Annotated in this window: 21 protein-coding genes; 15 read left to right on the top strand and 6 right to left on the bottom strand. The window is 71.4% G+C overall.

The window, feature by feature from the left end:
• Nucleotides 1-24: 24 nt before the first annotated feature.
• The gene (locus tag BJ998_RS16510; protein WP_184862669.1) at nucleotides 25-1014 is read right to left on the bottom strand and encodes an ABC transporter substrate-binding protein; all 990 of its coding nucleotides are present in this window, start codon (nucleotides 1012-1014) and stop codon (nucleotides 25-27) included.
• A 437-nt stretch (nucleotides 1015-1451) separates the two neighbouring features.
• On the opposite strand from BJ998_RS16510, the gene BJ998_RS16505 reads away from it, so the two are divergent.
• From BJ998_RS16505 to BJ998_RS16490, 4 genes are read left to right on the top strand one after another with little or no spacing between them, the layout of a single operon-like run.
• Nucleotides 1452-4712: a nitrate- and nitrite sensing domain-containing protein gene (locus BJ998_RS16505; RefSeq protein ID WP_312890153.1), complete on the top strand. Its 3261-nt coding sequence runs from the start codon at nucleotides 1452-1454 to the stop codon at nucleotides 4710-4712.
• Entirely contained in the window at nucleotides 4709-5134 is a 426-nt protein-coding gene (locus BJ998_RS16500) for a roadblock/LC7 domain-containing protein (RefSeq protein WP_116174868.1), read from the top strand. Before BJ998_RS16505 ends, BJ998_RS16500 begins: the two co-directional genes overlap by 4 nt.
• Nucleotides 5135-5156: 22 nt before the next feature.
• Entirely contained in the window at nucleotides 5157-6125 is a 969-nt protein-coding gene (locus BJ998_RS47535; protein WP_246488607.1) for a DUF742 domain-containing protein, read from the top strand.
• Entirely contained in the window at nucleotides 6106-6702 is a 597-nt protein-coding gene (locus BJ998_RS16490; RefSeq protein ID WP_025354196.1) for a GTP-binding protein, read from the top strand. The genes BJ998_RS47535 and BJ998_RS16490 overlap by 20 nt, the downstream gene beginning before the upstream one ends.
• An 85-nt stretch (nucleotides 6703-6787) precedes the next feature.
• On the opposite strand, the gene BJ998_RS16485 is transcribed toward BJ998_RS16490, so the two are convergent.
• On the bottom strand, nucleotides 6788-9022 hold the full coding sequence (locus BJ998_RS16485; RefSeq protein WP_184862665.1) for a helicase-associated domain-containing protein: 2235 nt from the start codon (nucleotides 9020-9022) through the stop codon (nucleotides 6788-6790).
• 78 nt (nucleotides 9023-9100) lie between these two features.
• Between BJ998_RS16485 and BJ998_RS16480 the strand changes: the two genes are divergently transcribed.
• From BJ998_RS16480 to BJ998_RS16470, 4 genes are all read left to right on the top strand, one after another.
• A complete protein-coding gene (locus tag BJ998_RS16480; RefSeq protein WP_184862663.1) occupies nucleotides 9101-9283 on the top strand; it encodes a hypothetical protein in 183 nt (60 codons plus the stop codon).
• An 88-nt stretch (nucleotides 9284-9371) separates the two neighbouring features.
• Nucleotides 9372-10757, top strand: coding sequence for an NAD-dependent malic enzyme (locus BJ998_RS47530; protein WP_246488606.1), 1386 nt, complete (start codon nucleotides 9372-9374; stop codon nucleotides 10755-10757).
• 9 nt (nucleotides 10758-10766) lie between these two features.
• Entirely contained in the window at nucleotides 10767-11246 is a 480-nt protein-coding gene (gene moaC, locus BJ998_RS47525; protein ID WP_312890150.1) for a cyclic pyranopterin monophosphate synthase MoaC, read from the top strand.
• On the top strand, nucleotides 11243-12190 hold the full coding sequence (locus BJ998_RS16470) for a molybdenum cofactor biosynthesis protein MoaE (RefSeq protein ID WP_184862661.1): 948 nt from the start codon (nucleotides 11243-11245) through the stop codon (nucleotides 12188-12190). Before moaC ends, BJ998_RS16470 begins: the two co-directional genes overlap by 4 nt.
• 163 nt (nucleotides 12191-12353) lie before the next feature.
• Here the strand turns inward: BJ998_RS16470 and BJ998_RS16465 are convergent, their stop codons facing one another.
• Nucleotides 12354-13007 carry a LysM peptidoglycan-binding domain-containing protein gene (locus BJ998_RS16465; RefSeq protein WP_184862659.1) on the bottom strand — a complete coding sequence of 218 codons (654 nt, stop codon included), beginning with the start codon at nucleotides 13005-13007 and terminating at the stop codon, nucleotides 12354-12356.
• Nucleotides 13008-13571: 564 nt separating this feature from the next.
• Here BJ998_RS16465 and BJ998_RS16460 point away from each other — a divergent pair.
• Complete coding sequence (locus tag BJ998_RS16460; RefSeq protein ID WP_184862656.1) at nucleotides 13572-16751, top strand: AfsR/SARP family transcriptional regulator; 3180 nt, start codon at nucleotides 13572-13574, stop codon at nucleotides 16749-16751.
• Nucleotides 16752-16758: 7 nt separating this feature from the next.
• Here BJ998_RS16460 and BJ998_RS16455 read toward each other — a convergent pair whose 3' ends face one another.
• Nucleotides 16759-17856, bottom strand: coding sequence for an IS630 family transposase (locus tag BJ998_RS16455; protein WP_312890078.1), 1098 nt, complete (start codon nucleotides 17854-17856; stop codon nucleotides 16759-16761).
• Nucleotides 17857-18044: 188 nt separating this feature from the next.
• Here BJ998_RS16455 and BJ998_RS16450 point away from each other — a divergent pair, with 188 nt between their 5' ends.
• Nucleotides 18045-21281, top strand: coding sequence for an AfsR/SARP family transcriptional regulator (locus BJ998_RS16450; RefSeq protein ID WP_184862654.1), 3237 nt, complete (start codon nucleotides 18045-18047; stop codon nucleotides 21279-21281).
• 68 nt (nucleotides 21282-21349) lie between these two features.
• On the opposite strand, the gene BJ998_RS16445 is transcribed toward BJ998_RS16450, so the two are convergent.
• Together BJ998_RS16445 and moaA are read right to left on the bottom strand one after the other, a co-directional pair.
• Nucleotides 21350-21601, bottom strand: a complete 252-nt coding sequence (locus BJ998_RS16445; RefSeq protein ID WP_184862652.1) for a MoaD/ThiS family protein — start codon at nucleotides 21599-21601, stop codon at nucleotides 21350-21352.
• A gap of 4 nt (nucleotides 21602-21605) precedes the next feature.
• Nucleotides 21606-22664, bottom strand: coding sequence for a GTP 3',8-cyclase MoaA (moaA, locus tag BJ998_RS16440; protein WP_184862650.1), 1059 nt, complete (start codon nucleotides 22662-22664; stop codon nucleotides 21606-21608).
• A gap of 117 nt (nucleotides 22665-22781) precedes the next feature.
• Here moaA and BJ998_RS16435 point away from each other — a divergent pair, with 117 nt between their 5' ends.
• From BJ998_RS16435 to BJ998_RS16415, 5 genes are all read left to right on the top strand, one after another.
• A complete protein-coding gene (locus tag BJ998_RS16435; protein ID WP_184862648.1) occupies nucleotides 22782-23282 on the top strand; it encodes a MarR family winged helix-turn-helix transcriptional regulator in 501 nt (166 codons plus the stop codon).
• Between the two features lie 76 nt (nucleotides 23283-23358).
• A complete protein-coding gene (locus BJ998_RS16430) occupies nucleotides 23359-23778 on the top strand; it encodes a TOBE domain-containing protein (RefSeq protein WP_312890149.1) in 420 nt (139 codons plus the stop codon).
• The gene (modA, locus tag BJ998_RS16425; protein WP_184862647.1) at nucleotides 23775-24563 is read left to right on the top strand and encodes a molybdate ABC transporter substrate-binding protein; all 789 of its coding nucleotides are present in this window, start codon (nucleotides 23775-23777) and stop codon (nucleotides 24561-24563) included. Before BJ998_RS16430 ends, modA begins: the two co-directional genes overlap by 4 nt.
• A complete protein-coding gene (locus tag BJ998_RS16420) occupies nucleotides 24560-25342 on the top strand; it encodes an ABC transporter permease (protein ID WP_312890148.1) in 783 nt (260 codons plus the stop codon). Before modA ends, BJ998_RS16420 begins: the two co-directional genes overlap by 4 nt.
• Complete coding sequence (locus BJ998_RS16415) at nucleotides 25339-26433, top strand: sulfate/molybdate ABC transporter ATP-binding protein (RefSeq protein WP_184862645.1); 1095 nt, start codon at nucleotides 25339-25341, stop codon at nucleotides 26431-26433. The genes BJ998_RS16420 and BJ998_RS16415 overlap by 4 nt, the downstream gene beginning before the upstream one ends.
• Nucleotides 26434-26437: the final 4 nt, after the last annotated feature.

Here is a 26437-nt window from a genome sequence, read left to right as displayed (position 1 = left end):
GCTTATTTCGTCAGAAAATCTCGATCAGCTGTTCTGCTGCGACGGTGGCAGCATCGACTGGGCGTCCAGGCGGTTCTGCAGCATTCCGGACGTCTCCATCATGTCGGCGACGCGCTGGAGACGGACGGCGTTGAGCGTGGTCGGGAAGTTGCCGACCGAGATCAGGTCCGCGGTGCCGGCGTCGACGCCCGCGTAGTCCTTCAGCACGCTCTGCACCTTGAGCCGGTCCGACGCCTGTTCCTGGGCCTGCTGCAACGCCTTGCGGAACGCGGCCATGGTGTTCGGGTTGGCGTCGGCGAACTTCTTCGACGACGCGTAGCCGGTCATCGGGAACTCCTGGGTGGCGCCGCGGGCGGCGTCGGTCAGGATGGTCGCGCCCAGCTGCTGCTGGGCCTTGGTGATGAACGGCTCCACCATCCACGCGGCGTCCACGGTGCGGTTCTGCAGCGCGGTGATCATGTCGTTGAACGGCACGGTGGAGAACTGGATCTTGTTCTGCTGCACGCCCGCGGTGTCCAGCACCGACTTGGTGGTCAGCACGCCGAGATCGTTCTCCGCGTTGACGGCGATCTTCGGGTCCTTCTTGGACGACGGGTTGTTGTAGCCCAGCGAGGGCAGCGTGACCAGGGCCATCGTGTTGGTGCCGGCCTGGTACGCCTCGCCCTGCAGTTCCAGCTGGGCGCCGCCGGCCTCGGCCTTGAAGAAGCTGACGTGGGTGGCGAACGCGATGTCGAGCTGGCCGCCCTGCAGCTGCTTGATCGCGTCCTGGTCGTTGTTCTCCTGCACCAGCTCGATCTTCAGGCCGGCGTTGTCGAACAGGTTGTTCTTCACCGCCATGTACAGCGGGGCCACGTCGACCTGCGCCTCGTAGCCCACCCGCAGCGAGGGGTGCTCCAGGTTCGGCGAGCTGGAAGATCCGGATCCGGGCAGCATGCTGCAGCCGGCCGCGGAAGCGACCAGACCCAGCGCGCCCGCGAGCGCCACAGCGGTCCGTCGTACCGCTCCGATGGCCATGCGCACCTCATTAATTTGATCTACGGGCCCCCCAACCGGGCCGCTGGCATCAAACCACGACCGATACCAACATGCGGGGATGGTAGCCACCCGGACGTATGAAGGCATCCCCCACGGCGGATACCGTGAGTGCATCTGGAGTCTTCCCGTCCGAGGTATCCGCCACTACGCTTCTTGGGCTAGTGGATGTGGTCGGCGCGGACCACAGAAGAAGGAGGCGGCGGGGCCGTCTGGCATTACGCCCCGTGGTTGTGCTGCAATTCGGCCCACTTCGGAACCAACTTGGTCCGGGGAGGGACCGAGACACTGCTGCTGGAATGAGGAAGCCCAGGGTGGCCCGTCGAGACAAAGGCCCCGGCCGACCAGGCCTCGCTGGTCCGGCGCGTTCGGGTGGCCCCGAAAAGGGTGAAGGACTGGCTGCGCAGCGTGATGCGGACGTGAGCGAAGAAACCACACACAACGGACAGACCGGCGATGTCAGATCCGATGCCGACCGGACCGCCGGCGGCACCGGATCGCGGTGGCGGCTGCAGAACTGGCGACTGCGCACCAAGCTGCTGGTCGTCCTGCTGATCCCGACCATCCTGGCCCTGATCCTCGGTGGCATCCGCGTCCGCGCCGACGTGGCCAACCTCACCGACGCCCAGCGCCTGGCCAAGCAGGTGCAGCTCCAGAGCTCGGTCGCCGACCTCGTGCAGCAGCTCCAGCGCGAGCGCGACCTGACCGCGCAGTTCGTCGCGGCCAACCGGACCGGCGACCAGGTCAGCCTGGACCGCGAGCGGGACCGGGTGGTGCAGGACATCACCGCGTTCCGCAACCTGGTCAACACGCTCGGTCCCGGCCTGTCACCCGACGTCGAGCAGCGCTTCAGCACCGCGGCCGACCAGCTGTCCCGGCTGACGAACCTGCGCAAGGCGGTGCAGGAGTCCCAGTACCCCGCCAGCGCCACGTTCAACGCCTACAGCGACTCCATCCAGAACCTGCTCGACCTCGGTGAGCAGGCCATCTCCACGATCTCCGACCCGAGCCTGGTGCGGCTGCAGCTCGCCGTCAACGCGGTGGCCCGGGCCAAGGAGCAGGACTCCCGCAAGCGCGGCATCCTGCTGCAGGTCTTCCAGAACAAGAACTTCCCGTTCGACCAGTACCGCGCCCTGCTGGCCGCGGACGCCGAACTGGACGCCGCCAAGAACGACTTCGCCAAGTCGGCGACCCCCGACCAGCAGCGCATCTTCGACGACACGGTCACCGGCCTGATCGTCGACGACGCGAACAAGCTGGAGGAGTCCGCACTCATCCGCGGCACCAACGGCCAGACGCTGGACGGCCTGACCACGACCCAGTGGGACATCGACTCCACGCTGACGGTCAACCTGACCAACCAGGTCCAGCAGGCCCTGCTGCAGCAGCTCCAGCAGCAGACCAACGAACTGGCCAACACCTCGCAGGACTCCGCGATCCGCAACTCCGCGCTGGTGCTCGGCGCGCTGCTGCTGGCCCTGGTGACGGCCCTGTTCGTGGCCCGCTCGCTGCTGCGCCCGCTGCGCGTGCTGCGGCGCACCGCGCTGGACATCGCCGACCACCGCCTGCCGGAGGAAGTGCAGCGCATCCTCACCGATCCGAACCCGGCCGAGGCGGCCCGGGAAGTGGTCGACCCCGTCCCGATCCACACCAAGGAAGAGGTCGGCCAGCTGGCCCGGGCCTTCGACGCGGTGCACGGCGAGGCGGTGCGGATGGCGGCCCAGCAGGCGTTGCTGCGGGACAACGTCAACGCCATGTTCGTCAACCTGTCCCGGCGCAGCCAGGCCCTGGTCGAACGCCAGCTGGGCCTGATCGACCGGCTGGAGCAGGACGAGCAGGACCCGGACCAGCTGGCCAACCTGTTCGAGCTGGACCACCTGGCCACCCGTATGCGGCGCAACAGCGAGAACCTGCTGGTTCTCTCCGGCACCGACCTGGGCCGCCGGCTGACCCGCCCGGTCCCGGCCGGCGACGTCGTCGGCGCCGCCGTGTCCGAGGTCGAGCAGTACGCCCGCATCCAGGTCGCGCCGACGCCGGAGCTCACCGTGCAGGGCCGGGCCGTCAACGACCTCGTGCACCTCATCGCCGAGCTGCTGGACAACGCGACCGCGTTCTCCGACCCGAACACCAAGGTCACCGTGCGCACCGCCAAGACGCGGCGCGGCGAGCTGGCCATCGAGATCCACGACCGCGGCGTGGGCATGTCGGCCGCGGACGTGGAGGAGACCAACCAGCGGCTGGCCGACCCGCCCGAGGTCGACGTCGCCGTGTCTCGCCGGATGGGCCTGTACGTGGTCGCGCGGCTGGCCAAGCGGCACGACATCAAGGTCCGGCTGCGCGGCAACGAGGACATCGAGGGCGGCATGACCGCGCTCGTCGTGGTGCCGTCCTCGCTGGTGCTGGCCCCCGGGGCCGACGTCAGCACGCCGCCGTCCGGCGGCGAGCGGCCCGCCTCGCAGGTCGGCGGCGGCATCGCCAACGCGTTCGGCATGTCCCGGCGCCCCGCCACCCCGCCCGTGCAGGAGCAGCAGCCCCTGCAGGTGCAGGAGCCGGCGGGCGACCCCGGCGTGCCGGTGCAGTTCGTGTCCAGCGCGGGCAGCCCGGAGCTGGGCGTCACCGGCGTGCCGCGCTGGTCGCCGAACGCCCCGGCCGCGCCGGCGCCGCAGGAGAGCACCGCCACCTGGTTCCCGTCGCTGGAGGACTCCGCCGCCGGCCAGCCGGTGGACATGTTCGCCAGCACCAGCTTCCAGGAGATGCCCGAGGAGCAGCTCACCCAGGGCATCAACGGCAACGGCAGCCTGAACGGCCACGCCGCGCCGCCGGCCGCCGTGCCGGCGCCGGCCCAGCCCGAGGCCAACGCCTTCCCGTCACGTGATCTAGATCACGAACTGGATGCGCCGACCGAGCGGCTGCCGATCTACGAGGCCGTCCTGTCGCAGTGGTTCCAGGCCGTCGAGGAGGAGACTCCCGACCTGGAGGGCCCGTTCGGCGTGCCGGCTTCCGGCGCGGACGACCTGCCCGCCGGCCCGGCCACCGCGACCATGTCGCTGCCGTTGCCCGAGGTGCCCGACCAGGCCGCCGCCGAGGCCGCCGCGCCGGAAGCCGCCCCGCAGGCCGCTGAGCAGGCCGAACCCGCCGCGCCCGAGGCGCAGGCCGAGCCGCCCGCCGCGGCCAGGCCGGCCGCCTCGATGCCGCTGCCCAAGCGCACGCCGCGCTCGACGAGCGACCAGCGCCAGGCGCCGGCGCCCGCCGCGGCCGTAGAGTCCGAACCTGCCCGCCAGCAGCAGCCGGAGACCCCGGCGGCCCGCAACGGTTCGGCCCCGCTGCCCACCAGACCGGCCCGGCCGGCAGCGGCCCGGAGTAACGAATGGACATCACCTGGCGACGAAGGATGGCAGGCTGCTGAATCCTTGCTGAACCAGGCCCCCGACACGCAGACCAACGCCGGCCTGCCGAAACGGGTCCCGAAGGCGCACCTCATCCCGGGCTCGGCCGCGCCGAAGAACCCGGCGGCGGTGCCCAACCGGGCCCCGGCCGCGCCGCGGTCGGCTGACTCGGTGCGGGGTCGCATGTCAAGCTTCCAGCAGGGCGTGCGCCGTGGCCGGCACGCTTTGATAGACGCCTACTCTGGTGATGCGTCCACATCGCCGCAGAGCAGTGAAGACGAGGAGCAGGAGTGACTACCGCGTCTGTACAGCAGCCCGGCAGCTTCAGCTGGCTGATCACCGACTTCGTCCGCCGGGTCCCCGGCGTGGCGCACGCCGTCGTCGTCTCCGCCGACGGTCTGCTGCTGGCCGGCTCGCACGGCCTGCCGCGGGACCGCGCGGAGCAACTGTCGGCGGTGTCGTCCGGGCTGATCAGCCTGACGCAGGGGGCCGCGCGCTGCTTCGAGGGCGGCTCGGTCAACCAGACCGTGGTGGAGATGGAGCGGGGGTACCTGTTCCTGATGTCCATCAGCGACGGCTCGTGCCTCTCCGTCCTCGCCGCGCCCAACTGCGACATCGGTCTCGTCGCCTACGAGATGACCCTGCTGGTCGAGCGGGTCGGCCAGCAGCTGACGCCGGAACTACGGGCGCAGCTGCAAGGCGTGGTCCGCAGATAGGCCCGGGTGGGGGTGAGAAGTGATGGCCAAGGGTTCTGGCGTACCCGGCGGCCGGTTCGGTAAGAAGTTCGACTACCAGGCCTGGGCCGCCGAGGGCTTCAGTTTCTCCGATCCCGATTCGGAGGGCTCCTCGGACGCCGAGGACGACGCGCACTACGAGCTGGATGAGGTGCTGGATGACCCGCCACGACACCAGCTGCACGACGCACCCCGACAACCCGGTGCTGGCCGGGCCTTCGGCACCGCGGGACGAGGTCTAGGCGACATGGCAGCTCACGGTCTTGACGACCCGCCGCAGCACGGGCTGGACGAGGTGCCCAACCGGTTCGACATCGACGGGTACGGCAACGGCCTGTTCGGCGGGCCCGGGGCCGACCTGTTCGGTGAGCACGGCTTCGTGGAGGGGCCGCCGCGCAGCCGCGGGGCGTACGGCCTGCCGGAGGAGATGCCGGGCGGAAACGCCTTCGGCTTCGCCGACGAGCGGCCGGCCGAGCGCAGCGCACCCGGCTACCGCGGCGGGCCGCCGTCGGGACCCATTTCGGACCCGATGTCCGGACCGCTCTACGATGCCGACGGCTACGAGGTGCACTTCGTGCAGCCGCCGGACCCGGAACCCGAACCGGAGCCGGCACAGCACGAGCCCGTGGTCGAGACCGGATCGCTCGTCCGTCCCTACACCAGGACCGGCGGCCGGACCCGACCCGATTACGACCTGGCGATCGAGGCGTTGGTGTCCACCAGCGACCACGGCCGTGACAGGGATGCCGCAGTGACCGCCGAGCACCGGTCGATCTGCGGTCTGTGTGTGGAGACCCGCTCGGTCGCGGAGATCGCGGCGCACCTGCGGCTGCCCCTCGGGGTGGTCCGGGTGCTCATCGGTGACATGGCCAGCATGGGTCTAGTCCTGATTCACCAAAGCGGCCTGGTCGTGGGGGACAGGCCGTCCATTGAATTCCTGGAGAGGGTGCTCAGTGGGCTCCGCAGGCTCTAGTCCCCAGATCGCCCGGCAGGCGACGACATCGGCGAAGATCGTGGTCGCCGGTGGGTTCGGTGTCGGCAAGACGACGTTCGTGGGGTCGGTGTCCGAGATCGTGCCGTTGACGACCGAGGCGGTGATGACCGAGGCCAGTCTGGGTGTGGACGACCTGTCGGCGACGCCGAACAAGGTCACCACGACGGTGGCGATGGACTTCGGTCGGGTGTCGCTGGACAGCGACCTGATCCTGTACCTGTTCGGCACGCCCGGCCAGCACCGGTTCTGGTTCATGTGGGACGACCTGGTGCGGGGTGCGATCGGCGCGGTGGTGCTGGTGGACACCCGGCGGTTGGCCGACGCGTTCGCGTCGATCGACTTCTTCGACGACCGGCAGCTGCCGTACGTGGTGGCGGTGAACTGCTTCGACGGGATGCTGCACCACCGGATCGACGACGTGCGGGAGGCGTTGACGATCGACCAGTCGGTGCCGATCGTGACGTGTGACGCCCGCAACCGGGAGTCGACCAAGCAGACGCTGATCACGCTGGTCGAGCACGCCATGCGCCAGTGGATGTCCGTCCGCGCCGGCTGACCCACCCCCCGTCTTTCTGGCACATGCGGTCCGGACTTGCCCCCAGAGGTCAAGTCCGGACCGCATGTGGCATTTCCGGGGCCGGTCAGGGGCTCTCGACCAGTGCGGCCGAGGTGATCAGGTGCACCGGGTAGCGGCGGATCTCGCCGCCGTCGACACCCTCCAGAATGCCGCCCGCGACGCTCACCGGCGTGACAACGCGCTGCGTCGCGACCCCGCGTGAGTCGACAAAGCCCAGCCACACGCTGCGCCCCTCGCTGGCGGCCGCCCGCAGCAGCTCCAGCGTCGCCGCCACGGCCGTGCCACGGGGCGTCGAGGCCGCCCGGTCGCCGGCCCGCAGCTGGTCGACCAGCGCCCCGAGCTGCTCGTCGGCCACCGCCGTCGGCGCCTGACCCCGCCGCGACGCCCGCGCCTTGGCCGGGATGCGACGGCCCGGCGGCCGCAGGTCCAGCACGGAGCCGTCGGCGCTCTCGGCGGCCGGCGCGAAGCCGGCCGCGCGCAGCTCGTCCAGCACCTCGATCAGCGGCAGCGGGCTGACCAGCACGGTCGGCGCGATCCGCCGCAGCTCCAGCCGCGCCGCCGCCGGGTTGGCCAGCACCTCGGTGATCAGCACGGGGTCGTCGCAGCGCAGGAACGACCCGGCCGCGCCGCCGCGCAGCCGGCCGTGCCGCCGGGCCACGTCGTCGATCATGTACGTCAGCGACTGCGGCACCGGCGTCCGCGACCGGGTGCGGAACAGTTCGTGCAGCTCATCGGCGGTGCGGCCGGCGTCGAGCGCCCTGCGCACGGATGCCTCGCCCACGCGGTACACGGTCGCGCCGCCGGCCGACTCGACGTCGGCGACCAGCGCCATGTCGGCGGCCAGCATCGGCTCCAGCGGCCCGGGCGCGACCACCGTCAGGTCGGCCTGCACGAGCACGTGGTCCAGCGGCTCCGGCATCGCGTCGGCCATCCGCTTGGCGGCCATCGCCGGCCCCTCGGTCAGCAGCGCCCGGGTCGCCGAGCTGACCGCGCCCAGGGCCATCACGCCCAGCGTCGCCGCCTCCGTGTACGTCCAGCGCACGACGTCGTCCCGCAGCCGCCCGCCCCGGCGCGGCGCCCGCCACGCCAGCAGCGCCGCCACCTGGTCGACGTTCGGCACCGAAGTGCCCGGCGGCAGCTCGGCGAGCGTCTCCAGCACCCGGCGGCGCTCGCGCGGGGCCAGCGGCCGGCGCAGGTCGTCGGTGAGCGGGCCGATCGCCTTGTCACGTTCGTCACGGGTGCCGATCAGCGCCGGCAGCCGCGGCAGCTCCAGCCAGGCGGCGGCGATGGTGGCCCAGCGCTGCTCCGGCGCGGCCACCAGCCACCCGTCGGCGAGCGTGGTCGGCACCCATTCCGGCTCGACGCCCTCGCTGTCGGCGACCAGCCCCGAGCCGACCACCAGCTCCGCGAGCAGCCCGGCGCGGGTGTCGTCGACGTCCAGCGCCTTGCCGATCCGGCGGACCTCCCGCACGCCCAGCCCACCCGAGCGCAGCACCGGCGCCGGCTCGTCCGACCACAGTCGCAGCAGCGCCTCGACGTGCCTGACCAGCTCCAACGCCTCGCCGGCCGCCGTGGTGTCCACAACGGACGGATCGCGGGAAATCCTGGTGAGCTCGGGCTCCTTGACCTGGACCGTCCCGAGTGGACGGCGGCCGCGGACGGCCATGCCGACCTCGCGCGGCAGCTCCACGGTCTCGTTGTCGCGACGGGCGAGCAACCCCATCGCCAGCAGCCGCTGGGTCGGCGTCTTGGCCCGCTCCAGCGGCACGACGACGCCCGCGTCCTTGGTCAACCCGATCGGCGACTCGCCGGCCAGCGCCGACAGCAGCCGCCGCTCCGGCTCCTCCAACCCGGCGAGCACCTCGGTCAGGTCCTTGCCGGCCAGGTGCGGTAACGAGCGGCCGAGGCCGGCCGGGTACTGCGGCGCCACCTCCCGTGCGGCCGGCACCGCCGACACGGCGTCGTCCGGGCCCCACACGATCGCCCGTGCCCGCAGCGCCCTGATCGCGCCGGTCACGCGGGTCAAGGTCGCGTCGGCGGCCAGCAGCTTCGCCACCTCGCGGACCGACACCGGTTCGGCGTCAGCGTCCAGCACGAGCAGCGCCTCGAGCACGGTCAGCGTGAAGGTGTCCAGTTCCTCACAGGCCCGGGCCACGGATGCGCGGATACCCGCCCGCGTGGCCAGCACAGTGCTGTCCGCGGGCGGCGGTGTCGCCAGGTCGGGGCGGGCGCGCAGCAGCGCGACGAGCGCGTCGTCGTCGAGCGCCCGCAACCAGTCCGCGAGTGAGAGGCCGGCCATCATGCACCACGTTAGCTGTGCCGCCGATCGGGCGTCGGGCACACTGTGCATGTTGGACCGTCTCACCGAGGAGGAATCGTGGCGAAGGGCCGCCCCGAGCGCATCGACCCGTCTTGGCCGCACATCGAGGGTGAGAAGCACCCGGTCAGCGAGCTGGCCACGGACATGCAGGGTGCGCTGTCCCCGTTCGGTGACGTGACGTTCCCGGTCGACCCCGAGACGTTGCCGTACACGCACCCGGTCACCGAGATCAACCGCTGAGGCTTTTCGAGTCGCGCACGTTCCGGAATTCGACGCGGTTTACGCTCGTTTCATCGGCCGTCGGCCGCGTCGAATCTGGAGGAAAGCCATGCCGGTTCCGGGACCCGGATATTCGATCACCATTCGGGTCGAGGCGCCGCCGACGGCGAGCGCTGCCGGCGACCTGACCAGCGCAGTCGGCCGGGTCGGGGGTGTGATCACCGCGTTCGACGTGGTCGAGTCGCACGCGGATCGGGTCGTGTTCGACATCACCTGCAACGCGATGTCGGCGAATCACGCCAAGGACATCACCGACGGACTGGACGCACTTCCGGGCGTGCGTGTCCGAAAGGTGTCCGACCGCACATTCCTGGTCCACCTCGGCGGAAAGATCGAGGTCACCTCCAAGGTCGCGCTGCGCAACCGTGACGATCTCTCCCGCGCCTACACGCCCGGCGTCGCCCGCATCTGCCAGGCCATCGCGGCCAACCCCGAGGACGCCCGCCGGCTCACCATCAAGCGCAACACCGTGGCCGTGGTCACCGACGGCACCGCGGTGCTCGGCCTCGGCAACATCGGCCCGGCCGCCGCGCTGCCCGTGATGGAGGGCAAGGCCGCGCTGTTCAAGAAGTTCGCCGGCGTCGACGCCTGGCCGGTGTGCCTGGACACCCAGGACACCGAGGAGATCATCCGCGCCGTCGAGCTGATCGCCCCGGTCTACGGCGGCATCAACCTCGAGGACATCGCCGCCCCGCGCTGCTTCGAGATCGAGGCCCGACTGCGGGAGAAGCTGGACATTCCGGTCTTCCACGACGACCAGCACGGCACCGCCATCGTGGTGGTCGGCGCTCTGCGCAACGCGCTGCGGGTGGTCGGCAAGGACATCACCAAGTGCAAGATCGTGGTGTGCGGCGTCGGCGCCGCCGGTTCGGCCATCATCCGGCTGCTGCAGCACCAGAAGCCGGCCGACATCCTGGCCGTCGACATCCACGGCATCGTGCACCCGGACCGCGGCGGCCTGGACTCCAACCTGGAGCAGATCGCCGCCACCACCAACGTGGAGCACAAGGCCGGCTCCCTGCACGACGCGCTGGTCGGCGCGGACGTGTTCATCGGTGTCTCCGCGCCCAACCTGTTCGGCGCGGCCCAGGTGGCCACCATGAACTCCGACGCCATCGTGTTCGCGCTGGCCAACCCGGACCCGGAGATCGACCCGGTGGAGGCCCAGCAGCACGCCGCCATCGTGGCCACCGGCCGCAGCGACTACCCGAACCAGATCAACAACGTGCTGGCCTTCCCCGGCGTGTTCCGCGGCCTGCTGGACGCGCACGCCACCTCCATCACCGACGCGATGCTGGTGGCCGCGGCCAACGCCATCGCCGACGTGGTGGAGCCGGAGCGGCTCAACGCCTCGTTCATCGTGCCGAGCGTGTTCGACAACGCCGTGGCCCCCGCGGTGGCCGAGGCCGTCAAGAACGCGGCCCAGGCCAACTAACATTCGACCGTGAGCGAGCTGAGTCACGTCGACTCCGCCGGCGCGGCCAGGATGGTCGACGTCTCGGCGAAAGAAGCCAGCGCCCGGGTCGCGGTCGCGACCGGGGTACTGCGCACCACCGCCGAGGTCGTCGGCCTGCTGCGGCGGGACGGCCTGCCCAAGGGCGACGCGCTGGCGACCGCCAGGATCGCCGGCATCATGGGCGCCAAGCGCACCCCCGACCTCGTGCCGCTGTGCCATCCGATCGCCATCACCGGTGTGAAGGTGGACCTGTGGCTCGAGGACGACACTGTGCGCATCACCGCCACCGTCAAGACGACGGACCGGACCGGCGTCGAGATGGAGGCGCTGACCGCCGTCGCCGTGGCCGGGCTGACCCTGCACGACATGGTCAAGGCCGTCGACCCGGCGGCCGTGCTGGACGCGGTGCGGGTGGAGCGCAAGGACGGCGGCAAGACCGGCAGCTGGAAGCGACCGGAGGACCGATGAGCAGGCGGGCGCGTGTGGTCGTGGCATCCAACCGGGCCGCGACCGGAGTCTACCCGGACCGGACCGGGCCGGTGATCGCCGACTGGCTGCGCGAGCGCGGCTACGACGTGCCGGATCCGGTGGTGGTGCCCGACGGCGACCCGGTGGCCGCCGCGCTGCGGGATGCCGTCGTCGACGGCGTGGCCGTGGTGCTGACGACCGGCGGCACCGGCGTGACGCCGACCGACCGGACGCCGGAGGCCACCCGCTCGGTGTTGGACTACGAGATTCCCGGCATCGCCGACGCCATTCGAGCGGCCGGGCTGCCCCAGGTGCCGACCGCCGTGCTGTCGCGGGGCGTGTCCGGCGTGGCGGGCACGACGCTCGTCGTGAACCTGCCCGGCTCGACCGGGGGCGTGAAGGACGGTCTGGCCGTGCTGACGGGGGTGCTGGACCACGCCGTGGACCAGCTCGCCGGCGGCGACCACGTGCCGGCCGCCTCAGCGGCCGCTGTGGAGGGCGCCACGGCGGGCCGACTGCCGGCCGTCGTGGTGCGGGCCGAGATCAGCGAGACGCCGGTCTCCGCCGCCGAGCACGCCGCGCTGGTCGCCGACCGCACCGCCGGCGCGGTCGTGACGTTCGAGGGCGTGGTCCGCGACCACGATCACGGCCGGGACGTCACGGAGCTGGAGTACTCCGGCCACCCCAGCGCCAAGGACGTCATCGCCGAGGTTGCCGCATCCGTCGCCGCGCGTCATCCCGACGTGCGGGCCCTGGCCGTCAGCCACCGCCTCGGCCATCTCGCCATCGGCGACGTGGCCCTGGCGTGCGCGGTTTCCGCCGCCCACCGGCGCGAGGCGTTCGTGGTCTGCGCCGAACTGGTCGACGAGGTGAAGGCCAAGCTCCCCATCTGGAAGCGCCAGGTCTTCACCGACGGCACCGACGAATGGGTCAACTGCCCGTAAAGCGGCCGACAGGCTGGAGCGGGGTCCGGGGCGGAGCCCCGGCGTGGGGTTTGGGGGCTCGGCCCCCAATAACACGCCTAGCGCCCCATGTTCGCGTTTGCTGCGAACATGGGGCGCTCAGGCGACAGGCACTCCGCCCGTCGCGACTACGCGAACGTCAAGCTCACTTCGTGGTCAGCTTCTGACCGACGATGATCAGGTTCGGGTTCGAACCCACGACGTCCTTGTTCTTGTTGTACAGGTCCTGCCAGGTGCCGCTCAGGTGGAGCTTCTCCACCAGGCCCGACAGGGTGTCACCGGCGACGACGGTGTAGTCGCCGTTGCCGTCCAGCTTCGGGGCGGCTTCCTGGTGCACCGGGGCCTGCGCCTGCGGGGCCGGGGTGGCCTTGCGCGGGGCGGGGGCCTTCTTGGGGGCCGGGGCCGGAGCGCCGGTGCCACCGGCGGTCACGCCGCCGAGGCCACGCTGGCCGCACACCGGCCACGCGCCGATGCCCTGGCCGGCGAGCACGCGCTCGGCGACGGCGATCTGCGCCTCGCGGCTGGCCAGGTTGGCCTGCGACGCGTAGGCGGTGCCGCCGTAGGCACGCCACGTGCTGGCGGTGAACTGAAGACCGCCGTAGAACCCGTTGCCCGTGTTGATGGCCCAGTTGCCGCCGCTCTCGCACTTGGCGACGGCGTCCCAGTTCACGGTCGTCGCGTTGGCGGTACCAGCCGCGAGCGCCATCGGGGCGGCGACAATCGCACCGGCCAGGACGACCTGGGTGGCGGTACGAGCGACGGTGGACTGCTGACGGTGCTTACCGCGATAAGAACTCATTGACCTCTCGCCTACAGCGCCTGCGTCACGAGCTCACCGGCCGCACAAGGCACATGGGTGCCCCGCACAGTGGCCGGCATGGGTACCGGTGGTGCACGTCCCGCTGGGCGGTTCTCGGGCGCCCAGGGGTGGTTCCCCCGCCCCTGTTCGGTAGTTGTCCTTCGCTCGGGGTTTGGTGCCGGGAGACCGCCGAACAGGGTTTGGCGCTTCGGTCCCTCGGGTACTGCCGGTCGGTTCGGGTCCGACCGAGAAGCGACCGTACGTAACGGCGACGGGATCGCCAAATGCTGAAGTGTGTGACCGTAATCACAGTAACGCGACGCAACGAACCTCGATTCCGCCTGTTTGCGCAGCTCAAAGCGTCGTTATCTGGCCGTTTCCAAGTCGAGATCGATCACCTAACGTGAGGTGTGTGTCACGTGGTTTAGGCCAAAAGCGATGGGGTTTGCGCAACCGAAAAGTTGCCCGGAAAACCCTTGCGCGGCACCGTTCTGTATCGATACAGCACCAAGTCACGGACCGCTAGGCTCTCTCCCACACCGACGGTCGAGGGGAGGGGCGCCGATGGCGGGCGAGATCGAGTTCCGGGTGCTCGGCCCGCTCGAGGTCCTCATCGACGGTGGGCCCCGCCCGCTGCCCGCGGCCAAGCAGCGGCTGCTGCTCGGGTCGCTGCTGCTCCGGGCCAACCACGCGGTGTCCGCGGCCGAGCTGGTCGACGTGGTGTGGGGCGAGCGGCCACCGGCCGGCGCCCGTAACACGCTGCGCACCTACGTCATGCGGCTGCGTCAGCAACTCGGCCCCGCCTGCGCGCTGCGCACCGCCCAGGACGGTTACGCGCTCGACGTCCCGGCCGGTTCGCTCGACGCCGCCCGGTTCCGCGAGCTGCTCGTCCGGGCCCGCGCGGTCGACGACGCGGCGACCGTTTGGTCCCTGCTGACCGAGGCGCTGGCGCTGTGGCGCGGCCCGGTGCTGGCCGATGTTCCGCTGAATCCCTTGCGGCACGACGAGATCAACCGCCTGGAGGCGGAGCGGCTAGACGCCCGCGAGCGCCGCATCGACGCCGGCCTCACCCTCGGCCGGCACGAGGAGCTGGTGCCGGAGCTGCGCGAGCTGGCCGACGCGAACCCCGCCCGCGAGCGCGTGTGGGCGCAGCTGATGGTCGCCCTCTACCGGTCGGGGCGCCGCGCCGACGCGCTGCACGTATATAGAGAGGTGTACGAGTACCTCTCCGATGAGCTCGGGGTGGACCCCGGCGCCGAGTTGCTGCGCGTGCGCCAAGCCGTGCTCTCCGATCACCCGAGCCTGCGAATCTCGTTGAGCGCCAAGGTTTTCGTACCGGCACAGCTGCCGCCAGAGGTGATCAACTTCGTTGGCCGGGAGGCGGCCGCGGCACAGGTCGCCGAGCGGCTCGCGCCGGCCGAGCCGCCGGCTGCCGCGCCGGTGGTGGTGCTGACCGGCCCGCCCGGCACCGGAAAGACCGCGCTGGCCGTGCATGTGGCGCACCGGCTGCGGGCCCGATTCCCCGACGGCCAGCTGTTCGTCGACCTTCGCGGCCACGCGAGGGTCCCGGCACTCGGCCCCGATCAGGTGCTCGCCCGGTTCCTGCGAGCGCTCGGCGTCGCCGCCGACGACGTGCCCACGGAGCTCGACGAGCAGTCGGCCGCGCTGCGATCCCTGTTGGCCGGCAAGCGAATGCTCATCGTGCTGGACAACGCGGCCCGCCCCGCCCAGATCCGCCCGGTGCTGCCGGGCGACCCCGGCTGCGCGGTGCTGATCACCAGCCGGGACGCGCTGCGCGGGCTCGTCGCCGAGCAGGGCGCGAGCCGCGTGCACGTCGGCGGCCTCACCCCGGCCGAGTCGAACACGTTGCTGGCGCGGATCCTCGGCGACGAGGTCGTTCGGGTCGAGCCGACCGCCGCGGCGGAGCTGGCCGAGCTGTGCACGCATCTCCCGCTGGCGCTGCGGATCGCGGCCGCGAACATGATCGGCGGCGGCCAGCCGCGGCTGGCCGAGCAGCTGGGCCGGCTGCGCGAGGGCAACCGGCTGGCCGCGCTGGCCGCCGACGGGGACGAGACGGTGACCGTCCGCGCCGCGTTCGACCTTTCCTATGAGGCGCTGGCGGAACCGGCCAAGCGGGCGTTCCGGCTGGTCGGCCTCGCGCCGTGCCAGGACCTCACCCCCGAGGCGATGGGAGCGCTCGCGGACTGCCTGCCGGAGCAGGCCCGCCGGCTGCTCGACCAGCTGTCCACCGCGAACCTGGTGCAGCAACTGGTGCCCGGCCGCTACCAGGCGTACGACCTGCTCCGCGTGTACGCCCACGAGCGGGCACTGGCCGAGCCGGAGGACCAGGCCCTCGCCCGGCTGCACACCTATTACCTGCACGCCGTCGCGGAGGCCGCCGATCTGCTCGGTCCGGAGGTGCCGAGCCTCGTGCCGCTGCCGCCGCGCCCGGGGCCGGACCGGTTCGGCGACCGCGACGAGGCGCTGGACTGGATGACCACCGAGCTGCCCAACCTGGTGCCGCTGATCCAGCAGGGCAGCGGCGAGATCGTCTGGCAGCTGGTGGACTCGCTGCGCGGCTTCTTCTACGCCCAGCGGCTGGCCACCGAGTGGCAGTTGGTCACGCAGGCCGGCCTGACCGCCGCCAGCGCCGCCGGCGACGAGGTCGCCGAGGCGGCGATGCGCTACAACCGCGGCGCGCTGGACTGGAGTCGCGGCCGGGCCAACGAGGCCGCCGACAGCTTCGCCCGCGCGCTGGAGGTGTTCCGCCGCGCGGGTTTGCGGGCCGGCGAGTACTCGGCGCTGACCAACCTGGCCATCGCACTGTCCGAAATGGGCGATCTGGACGGAGCCGCCACGCGGTTCGCCGACGCCCTCGCACTCGCCGAGGGGGAACCGACCAGGCTGGCGCCGGTGCTGTTCAACCTGGGCCTGGTGCAGGTCAGCCTGGGCGAGACCGAGGAGGGCTTCGGCTACCTGGCGCGGGCCCGGGCCATCTGCGCCGAGCTCGGCATCGAGCACGGCGAGGTCAACTGCCTCAACAACCTGCTCAACTTCAGCCGGCACATGGGCCGGTTCTCCGACGTCGAGGAGTACTTCGAGCGCGGCGTCGCGATGAGCCGGCGGCTGGGCAACCAGGAGAGCGAGTCGGGGCTGGTCAACGCGATGGCGCTGGTGCGCCTGGACTTCGGTCGGCAGGAGGAGGCCGAGCGGATGGCCGCGACCGCGCTGGAGCTGGCCGCGTCGCCGAGCATGTTCCGGTCCCGCATCGACGCCCTGAACACCCTCGGCGACGTCGCCGTTGTCGGCGGCCGGCCGGCCGAGGCGATCGAGCACTACCGGCAGGCGCTGGACCTGAGCCGCCAGCGCGACCTCCGGTTCGGCGAGGTCGAGGCGCTCATCGGGCTGACGTACGCGATGCGGGACGACGAGCGGGCGCTGGCGCACGCGGAAGAGGCGGTGGCGCTGACCGGCCGGCATGAGCTGCGGCTGTGCCAGGGACGGGCGCTTCTCGCGCAGGCGCACGTGCATCTGCGGCGTGGCGAGCACGGCGCGGCGATCGACTTCGGCGAACGGGCCCTGGCCATGCTGCGCAAGACCGGCCTGCGGTTGTGGGAGCCCCGCGCGTTGACGCTGCTCGCGGCCGCGTACCGGGCCACCGGCCATCCGGACGCGGCCGATCGGCACGAGGTCGAGGCCGCCACGCTGCTGTCCGCGATGGGACTCGCGCCGTCACCGAACTAGTGGCGTGTCATGCAACCTTGGGCGGGTAATGGGTCCAGGTCCTGATCGGTGAGTCGGTGGCGAACCCGGTCTTGGGTCGGGCGCGGGCGTTGCGCCAGCGGATGTAGGCCTCGATCGCGGCGTTCTGCTCGGCGTGGCTGCGGTGATCAGTGCCGTTGAGGGCGAAGTAGCGCAGGGCGGCGAACTCCGCCTCGATCCAGTTCAACCAGGACCCGTAGGTCGGCAGGAACACCAACTCGACCTGGTTGTCGGCGCACCAGGCACGGACCCTGGGATGGCGGTGTGGGGAGAAGTTGTCCGCGATGACGTACAACTTCTCCCCAGGCCACCGGGCGCGCAGGACCTTGAGCAGACCGAGGAACTCGCGGTGGCGTTTGCGGTCCCGGATACGGTAGAAGATCTTGCCGGTGGCCAGGTCCAGCGCGGCCAGCATGTGCATCACGCCGTCGTAGCGGTTGTAGGTGGCCCGCTGACGCAGCGGTCTGCCCACCGGTCGCCAGGCTTTTCCCTTGCGGGGCTGCAGGTTCAGCGGCCCGAACTCGTCGACACAGACCACACGCCCGTCGGTGGGTGGGTGGTCGTAGAGGTCCAGGATCCGGTGCATCTTGGTGATGAAGTCCGGGTCCGTGGAGGCCTTCCAGGTGGTCGTGGTCTGCCACGAGACGCCGCCGGCGCGCAGGATCCGGCGCAGCGTCTCCCGGCTGATGGCCACCACGGTGCCGCGGTCGAGTAAATGTTCCCGCAGCTTGGCCAGTGACCAGGTCGCGTACGCGGTGATGCCCCAGTCGGCGGGGGACGTCCGAGCGATCAGGCAGATCCGCTGGCGGATCTGCTCACCGATCGTCCTCGGTCGTCCCCCTTTCCGTTTTGGGTCCAGCGCGGCGAACCCCCGTTCGTTGAACGCGTGGATCACATCGCGCACGTAATCGGGGCTGACCTGCAGCAACGAGGTGATGTCCCGGACGGCCTGGCCCTGGCCGGACATCAGCACCACGATCGCCCGGCGTAGCTTGACCGGGTCCTTCGCGGTCCGGGTCACTCGCTGCAGCTTGCGGCCTTCCTCCATCGACAGTGCCCGGACGAACACCTCGGGTCGACGAGCCACAACCACCTCCCGCAGTCGATCTACGGGACCAGCCTGGTCTACCGCTGGTGAAGATCAATTACCGGGTCGACGTACTGAGACGAGCCACTAGACTGAACGATCACCGCCGGGAAGTCCCATTTTCGGTAGTGGACACCGCGGGACGCTCCTAGGCTGAACGACAACTGCACGGCCGAGAGGAGGCTGGCATGTCCACCGACATGCGCTTCCGCATCCTCGGCCCGCTGGAGGTGTCGCTGGCCGGCCGGCCGGTGCCGATCCGCGCCGCCAAGCACCGGACGCTGCTGGCCAGCCTGCTGCTGCGGGCGAACCGGGTGGTCCCGGTGGACGCGCTCGTGGAGCGGCTGTGGGCAGGCAACCCGCCGGCCCGGGCCCGCGGCACGCTGCAGACGTACGTGCTGCGGCTGCGGCAGACCCTGGGCGACCCGGCGCTGGTGCGGACCGCGCCGGAGGGCTACTACATCGAGGTGCCGCCCGGATCCGTGGACCTGGAGCGGTTCCGCGAACTGTCCGACGAGGGCACGCGGGCCGGCGACGCCGGCGACCTGACCGCCGCGGCCGCCGCGTTGGACGAGGCCCTGCAGTTGTGGCGGGGCGCCCCGCTGGCCGACGTGCCATCGGAGGAGCTGCAGCGCAACGTCGTTCCGCAGCTGGTCGAGCAGCATCTCCAGGTGCTGGAGCGGCGCATCGACATCGACCTGCAGCGCGGCCGGCACCAGGCGCTGATCGCCGAGCTGCAGTCGCTGACGGCCAAGCACCCCACGCGGGAACCGTTCTGGGGCCAGCTGATGCTGGCGCTGCACCGCAGCGGCCGGCAGGCCGACGCGCTGGCCGCGTACCAGGGCGTGGCCGGTTATCTCGCCGACGAGCTGGGCATCGACCCCGGCGAGCCGCTGCGCCGGCTGCACCAGGCGATGCTGCGCAACGACCCCGAGCTGCTCGCGCCCATCGCGTCCGAGGCGGCGCGGCCGGTGGTCGTGCCCTCGCAGTTGCCCGCGGACATCGCCGACTTCGTGGGCCGCGAGGAGCTGATCGACGAGTTGGTGGCCCGGTTCGACCGGGGCACGCCGACCGGGCCGGTCACGGTGATGGGGCCGCCGGGTGTCGGCAAGACCGCCTTCGTCGTGCATCTCGCCCACAAACTGCGCCCTCGCTTCCCCGACGGCCAGCTCTACGCCAACCTGCGCGGCTATGCCCTCGGCCCGGCGCTGAGCACCGCCCAGGTGCTGTCCCGGTTCCTGCGCGCGATGGGCGTGCCGCCGGAGCAGATCCCCATCGACGTCGACCACCAGGCGGCCACCTTCCGGGCCCTGGTCGACGGCAAGCGGATGCTGATCGTGCTGGACAACGCCGCCGCGGCCGACCAGATCCGGCCGCTGCTGCCGCCGGCCGACGGCTGCGCGGTGCTCGTGACCAGCCGCAACGACCTGCGCAACCGGTTGGCCGGCGTCGACACCGTGCTACTGGAGCCGCTCACCCCCGACGAGTCCAGACAGTTGCTCAGCGCCGTGCTCGGGCCGGACCTCAAGGACCTCCCGGCCTCGACGGAGCTGGCCCGGCTGTGCGCGTACCTGCCGCTGGCGCTGCGCATCGCCGCCGCCAACCTGGCCAAGTCGCCGCCGTCCGGACTGGCCGACTACGTGGCCGAGCTCCGCAACGGGAATCGGCTGTCGGCGCTGAGCATCGCCGGTGACGAGGGCACTGCCGTGCGGGCCGCCTTCGACCTCTCCTACACGACGCTGCAGCCACGGGCCCGCGAACTGTTCCGGCTGCTGGGTCTCGTGCCGGGGCCGGACTTCACGCCGCAGGCCGCCGCGGCGCTGATGGCCACCGATGCCGCCGACGCCACCGAGTTGCTGGACCAGCTCGCCGCCGTGCATCTCGTGCAGCAGGCGGTGCCGGGCCGGTTCCAGTTCCACGACCTGATCCGGCTTTACGCGGCGCAGCGTGAGCACGAGGAGAACACCCGCACCGAGCGGGACATCGTCGTGCGGCGGCTGCTCGACCATTACCTCGCCGGGGCGATCGGCGCGGCGCACGTGGCATACCGGGATCTGGTGCGGCTGGTCGTCGGCCGGCAGCGGGGCCGGGCGTTCGCCACCGAGGCCGAGGCGCTGGCCTGGCTGGACGCCGAGCGGCTCAACCTGATCGCCGCCTTCGGCTACGCGGCCCGACACCACCTGTCCGAGCAGGCCGTCCGGCTGGCCGACGCGCTGCGCGGGTATTTCCTCGCGCACCAGTACAACGTGGACTGGTTCGCCACCGCGTCGACCGCCGTCACGGTCGCGCGCCGGGCCGGGGACCGTCGCGGCGAGGCGGCGATGCTGTTCAACCTCGGCACCGCGCAGTGGAACATGGACCGGCAGGAGGAGGCCATCGACAGCTTCCTCGCCGCCGCCGACATCTTCCGCGAGCTCGGCGCCGACGACGGGGCCGCGGCGGCGCTGAACAACGCCGGCAACTCCCACCTCGAACTCGGCCAGTTCGACGAGGCCGCCGGCTACTTCGACGAGGCGCTGGAGCTGGCCGAGCGGTCCGGGCTGCGGGACGTCGAGGTGATCGGGCAGGCCAACATCGGCTTCGTGCTGCTGGAGCTGGGCCGGCTCGGCGAGGCCATCGAACACTGCCGGCGGTCCATCGAGCTGTGCCGGGAAGCCGGGCTTCGGCACTGCGAGGCGCACAGCGTCGCCAACCTCGGCGCCGCGCTGCTCGAACGCGGCAATCCGGCCGAGGCCATCGAGCAGCTCACCACCGCGCTCGGCATGTTCCGGGTGCTCGGCGAGGTCACCGCCGGGCTGGAAGTGTTGCACCGCTTGGCGAACGCGTACCAGATGACCGCACGCGTCGAGCCCGCGCTGGAGCTGGCCCAGGAGGCGCTGGAGAGCGCCCGCCGCACCGGCAACCGGCGTGCGCAGGCGATGAGCCTGTCCGCGCTGGGCCTCACGCTGCACATGGCCGGCCAGTTCCCCGAGGCCATGCGGTGCTTCGACGAGACGCTGAACATGCTCGACGACATCCGGCATCTGCGCACCCGGCTGTGGATCCTGATCGGCGCGGCGATGGCGATGCTCCCCGTCGGCCGCATCGAGGAGGCGTTGGTCACCGGCCGCCGCGCGCTGGAACTCGCCGCCCCGCTGCCGCTGTACCGGGCTCGGGCGCTGTTGTTGTTGGCGCACTTGCTGATCGCCCGCGGCGGGGAGCAGGACATGGCCGACGCTTACACGGTTGCCGTGCAGGCGCGGGAGATCTACCAGCAGGCGGGCAACCCCACCGGCAGCGCCTGGTCCCTGCACGCCATGGCCAAGGTGTGGAAATACCGTGGTGACGGGGAGACCGCGGATTCGCTCAACCGCGAGGCGCTGCGCATCATCGACGGCAACGGCATGGCCTGGGCCGAACGGATCCGCGCGGCGGTCACCGCCTGACGCTGGGAACGCGCCTTTCCCAAACTCCGAGTAGAGGAATGGTCCGTTCCGAACCTCGGAAGGGCCCGTCAGCCGCCGGCGAAGGGCGGCAGCACGTCCAGCTCGACACCGCCGGCGACCGGAGTCCTGGTGTCCCGCACGGCGATTCCGTCCAGCAGCAGGCTGGACGCCGTGAGCACGCGGGCCAGCCGCTCGCCGTGCCGGTCCCGCACCAGCTGGAGCACATCGTCCACGGTGGACTCGGGCGGCAGGGTGAGCTGCTCGTCGCCGACCCCGGCGGCGGCCTTGGCGCCGGCGAAGTAGCGGATGGTCAACACCACGCGGTCAGCCTCCGATCGCGCTCATCGGACGGTCCGGCTGCGCGAAGCCGTCGTCGTTGATGCCGTGCCCCCTGGCCTTGCCCCACATCGCGGCCCGCCACAGCTGCGCGAGCTCCTCGTCGGAGGCGCCGGCGCGCAGCGGCCCGCGCAGGTCGGTCTCGGTGGTGGCGAACAGGCAGGTCCGCAGCGCCCCGTCGGCGGTCAGCCGGGTCCGGTCGCAGGCCGCGCAGAACGGCCTGGTCACCGAGGCGATCACGCCGACGGTGGCCGGACCGCCGTCGACCAGCCAGCGCTCGGCCGGCGCGGCGCCGCGCTCCGTCGGCTCGGGGGTGAGGGTGAACCGGGCGCTCAGCCGGTCGAGGATCTCCTCGGCGGTGATCATCTTGGCTCGGTCCCACGCGTGTTGGGCGTCCAGCGGCATCTGCTCGATGAACCGCAGCTGGTAGCCGTGGTCGAGGCAGAACTGGAGCAGGTCCGGGGCCTCGTCCTCGTTCACGCCGCGCATCAGCACGGTGTTGACCTTCACCGGCGCCAGGCCCGCGTCCTGGGCGGCGGCGAGGCCGGTCAGCACGTCGTCGAGGCGGTCCCGGCGGGTGATCGCGGCGAACCGGTCCGGCCGAAGTGTGTCGAGGGACACATTGATGCGGTCCAGTCCGGCCAAGGCCAGCTGACGAGCCTTGCGCGCCAACGAGACCGCGTTGGTCGTCAGGGACATGCGGGGCCGTGGCCGCAGTTCCGCCGCGGCCGCGAGGATTTGCGGCAAATCCTTACGCAGCAGCGGTTCCCCGCCGGTGAACCGGAGCTCCCGGACGCCGAGGCGGTCCACCGCGACGCGGATCAGCCGGATCAGCTCGGCGCCGGTCAGCAGATCATCGCCCGGCAGCCACTCCAGACCCTCGGCCGGCATGCAGTACGTGCACCGCAGATTGCACCGGTCGGTGAGGGAAACCCGCAGGTCAGTGGCCACGCGGCCGTAGCTGTCGATCAAGCCTGGCAGATCGGGACGCGTCGAGGTGTCAGGGGTGCTCCGCACGCCTGGAATGCCTAGCTCGACGGGTGCCATCGCGATCAGGGTAGTCGCTGGGACGCCCTACGCTGGAACGCCGACAACGGGCGTTCGGCGGTTATGATGTCTCTAGGGCCGAGTGTCTTAGCAAGTAAGCAGGTTGAGGTGGTGGCGATGTCGGAGACGGCCGAGGCCAGGGCGGCGTATCCGGTCAGCGACGAGGAGCTGGAGCGCTTCTCGTGGCTGGGCCGGGACAGCAGCCTTGTGACGGTGATGTTCCATGCCCGCATCGCCGAGCAGCTCGGGCTGTCCGCCACCGACCACAAGTGCCTCGACCTCGCCGCCCGCGGCGGCCAGCCGATGACCGCCGGCCGCATCGCCGAGCTGTCCGGGCTGTCCACCGGCGCGGTCACCGGCGTGATCGACCGGCTGGAGCGCGCCGGCTACGTGCGCCGCGTCCGCGACCCGCACGACCGTCGCAAGGTGCTCGTCGAGGTCACCCTCAGCGACCAGGACCCGGCGCGGTTCAGCGTGCTGTTCAAGGGACTGTCCGAGATGATGGCCCGGATCCTCGCGCACTACACGCCCGAGCAGCGCGAACTGCTCTACGAGTACGGCAGCGAGGTCGTCACCGAGATGCGCAAGGAAATCTCCAAGATCGGCGCCAAGGACTGAGCCGCCCGGGGCGCGAATCCGCATCCGCGGGTCGCTACCTCTGTTCGTGCCGCACGAGCGGAGTTAACCTCGGCGTGTGACTCGACCTGACGCGCCCACCTACCGGGTGTCCGAGGCGGCCGTGCTGCTCGGCGTGAGCGACGACACCGTGCGCCGCTGGCTGGATTCCGGGCAGCTGACCGCCGGCGTCGACGCGGCCGGCCGCAAGGTCGTCGACGGCGCCGAGCTGGCCGCGTTCGCCCGTGCCCAGGCCAATGCCGTGCCCGACCCGTCCGGGGTGGGCCGCTCGGCCCGCAACCGGTTCGTCGGCCTGGTCACCGAGATCGTCGAGGACAAGGTGATGGCGCAGGTCGAGCTGCAGAGCGGGCCGCACCGCGTGGTGTCGTTGATGAGCACCGAGGCGGTCCGCGAACTCGGCCTGACCCCCGGCATGCTCGCGGTGGCCGTGGTCAAGTCCACCCAGGTGATCATTGAAACGCCGGGAGGCATGTCGTGAGGAAACTGGTCGTCGCCGTCGGGTCGGCCGCGCTGCTGCTGACCGCGTGCGGTGGTGGGCAGACGTCGTCCCCAGGCACGTCGACCACCAGCAGCAGCGCCGCCAAGGAGTCCGGCACCCTGACCGTGCTCGCCGCGGCCTCGCTGACCACCTCCTTCAACAAGATCAAGGCCGAGTTCGAGGCGGCGCACCCCGGCGTCACCGTCAAGGTCACCTACGACGGCTCGTCCGCGCTGGTGCAGCAGATCACCAACGGCGCGGCGGCCGACGTGTTCGCCTCCGCCGACCAGGCCAACATGGCCAAGGTGACCAAGGCCGGCCTGAACGACGGCGCGCCGCAGTTGTTCGCGCGGAACAAGCTGGAGATCGCGGTTCCGCCGGACAACCCCAAGAACATCGCCGGCTTCGCCGACCTGGCCAAGCCCGGCGTCGTCGTGGTCGTCTGCGCGGACGCGGTGCCGTGCGGCGCGGCGGCGTTGAAGGTGGAGCAGGCCACCGGTATCACGATCACGCCCGCCAGCAAGGAAACCGCCGTCACCGGTGTGCTGTCCAAGGTCGAGTCCGGCGACGCCGACGCGGGGCTGGTCTACCTCACCGATGTCAACTCGGCCGGTAGCAAGGTCAAGGGCGTGCCGTTCCCCGAGGCCGACAAGGCGATCAACGACTATCCGATCACCGTGCTGAAGAACGCGCCGCAGGCCGCGCTGGCCAAGGAGTTCGTCGCCTTCGTGCGCGGCGACCAGGGCCGCAAGGAACTCGGCGCGGTCGGCTTCCAACTGCCGTGAGACGGCCGGTCCCGGCCCTGCTCTGGGTGCCGGCGGCGATAGCGCTGGCCCTGGTCGTGCTGCCGGTCATCGGCCTGGTGGCGCGCAGCGACCTGGGCCGGCTGCCGCAGCTGGTGACCAGCCCGACCGCGCTGGAGGCCCTGTGGCTCTCGGTGCGGACCGGCGCGGCCGCCACCGTGTTGTCGCTGCTGCTCGGCGGCCCGCTCGCGGTCGTGCTGGCCCGCGGGCGGCTGCCGGGGCTGCGGCTGCTGCGGGCGGTGGTGCTGCTGCCACTCGTGCTGCCGCCGGTCGTCGGCGGCCTGGCTTTGCTGTATCTGTTGGGGCGTAACGGATTCGGCGGCCAGGTGCTGGCGTTGTTCGGGCTCCGGCTGCCGTTCACCACGGCCGCGGTGATCATCGCGCAGACGTTCGTCGCCATGCCGTTCCTGGTGATCGGCCTCGAAGGCGCGCTGCGGACCGCCGGCGAGCGCTACGAGGCCGTGGCCGCGACCCTGGGAGCCGCGCCGTGGACGGTGTTCCGGCGGGTGACCGTGCCGTTGTTGTTGCCCGCCTTGGGATCCTCGCTCGTGCTGGCGTTCGCCCGGTCGCTCGGCGAGTTCGGCGCCACGATCACGTTCGCCGGCAACCTCGAAGGCACCACCCAGACCTTGCCGCTGCTGGTCTACGTGCAGTCGGAGTCCGATGTCGACGCCGCTGTGGCGGTGTCGTTGCTGTTGGTGGTGCTGGCGATCGTGGTGATCGCGGTGGCCCGACCCCGGTCGATCGAGGGCCGCCTGTGACTCTCGCCGTCGACATCACCGTTCGCCGTGACGCTTTTTCGCTGTCTCTGCGGCTGACCGTCGCCCCCGGCGAAGTCGTTGCGGTGCTCGGTCGCAACGGCGCCGGCAAATCCACCCTGCTGTCGGCGCTGGCCGGGTTGCTGCGTCCCGACGAGGGACGGATCGAGCTGGCCGGGCGGGTGCTGACCGATGCCGCCAAGGGCGTCCATGTGCCGCCCCACCTGCGTGGCGTCGGCATGCTGGCCCAGGATCCACTGCTGTTCCCGCACATGACCGTCGCCGCCAACGTCGCCTTCGGCCCTCGCTCGCGTGGTGTCTCCCGCTCCGCTGCCGATGATCTGGTTCGCCGTTGGCTGTCCGATGTGGACGCTACGGAGTTCGCCGCCCGCCGGCCGGGGCAGCTTTCCGGCGGTCAGGCGCAGCGCGTCGCCGTCGCCCGGGCGCTGGCGTCCGAACCGGAACTACTGCTCCTCGACGAACCCTTTGCCGCGCTTGACGTCGACGCCGCCCCCGCGCTGCGCACCATGCTCCGGCGGGTGCTCCGCGACTCGGCTCGCACGGCGCTGCTCGTCACGCATGATCCGCTCGACGCCCTTGTTCTCGCCGACCGCGTTGTCGTGCTCTCCGACGGCCAGATCGTCGAGCAGGGCGAGACCAGGGCTGTGCTGAGCCGTCCCCGTACCGCCTTCACCGCCCGGATCGCCGGCCTCGACCTCGTTTCCGGCGTCTACCGGCCGGCCGGGCTGGTCGTCGGGGACTTCGTGATCAGCGGGCATGTCCCCGAGCCTATTGCCGAGGGCTCGCCGGCCGTCGCCGTGTTCTCGCCGTCCGCCGTCGCCGTCCACGTCGAACCGCCCGGCGGAAGCCCACGCAACGTGTTCGGCGCCGTCGTCGGCGGCCTCGAACCGCACGGCGACATGATCCGGCTGCGCGCCGGCCGCAGCGTGGACGGTCCGTCCTGGGTGGACGGCCTCGCCGCCGACCTGACCGCCGCCTCCGTCGCCGACCTCGGGCTGGAGCCCGGCACCAGGGTTTGGCTTGCCGTCAAGGCCGCTGAGGTGGCCCTGCACCCCGTCGCCGGGGGATCATGAGGGC

It is taken from the genome of Kutzneria kofuensis (assembly GCF_014203355.1).
In the GTDB taxonomy this organism is placed as follows: domain Bacteria; phylum Actinomycetota; class Actinomycetes; order Mycobacteriales; family Pseudonocardiaceae; genus Kutzneria; species Kutzneria kofuensis.
The sequence above is the reverse complement of the archived record's forward strand: the minus strand, read 5'-3'. Positions and strand labels throughout refer to the sequence as shown.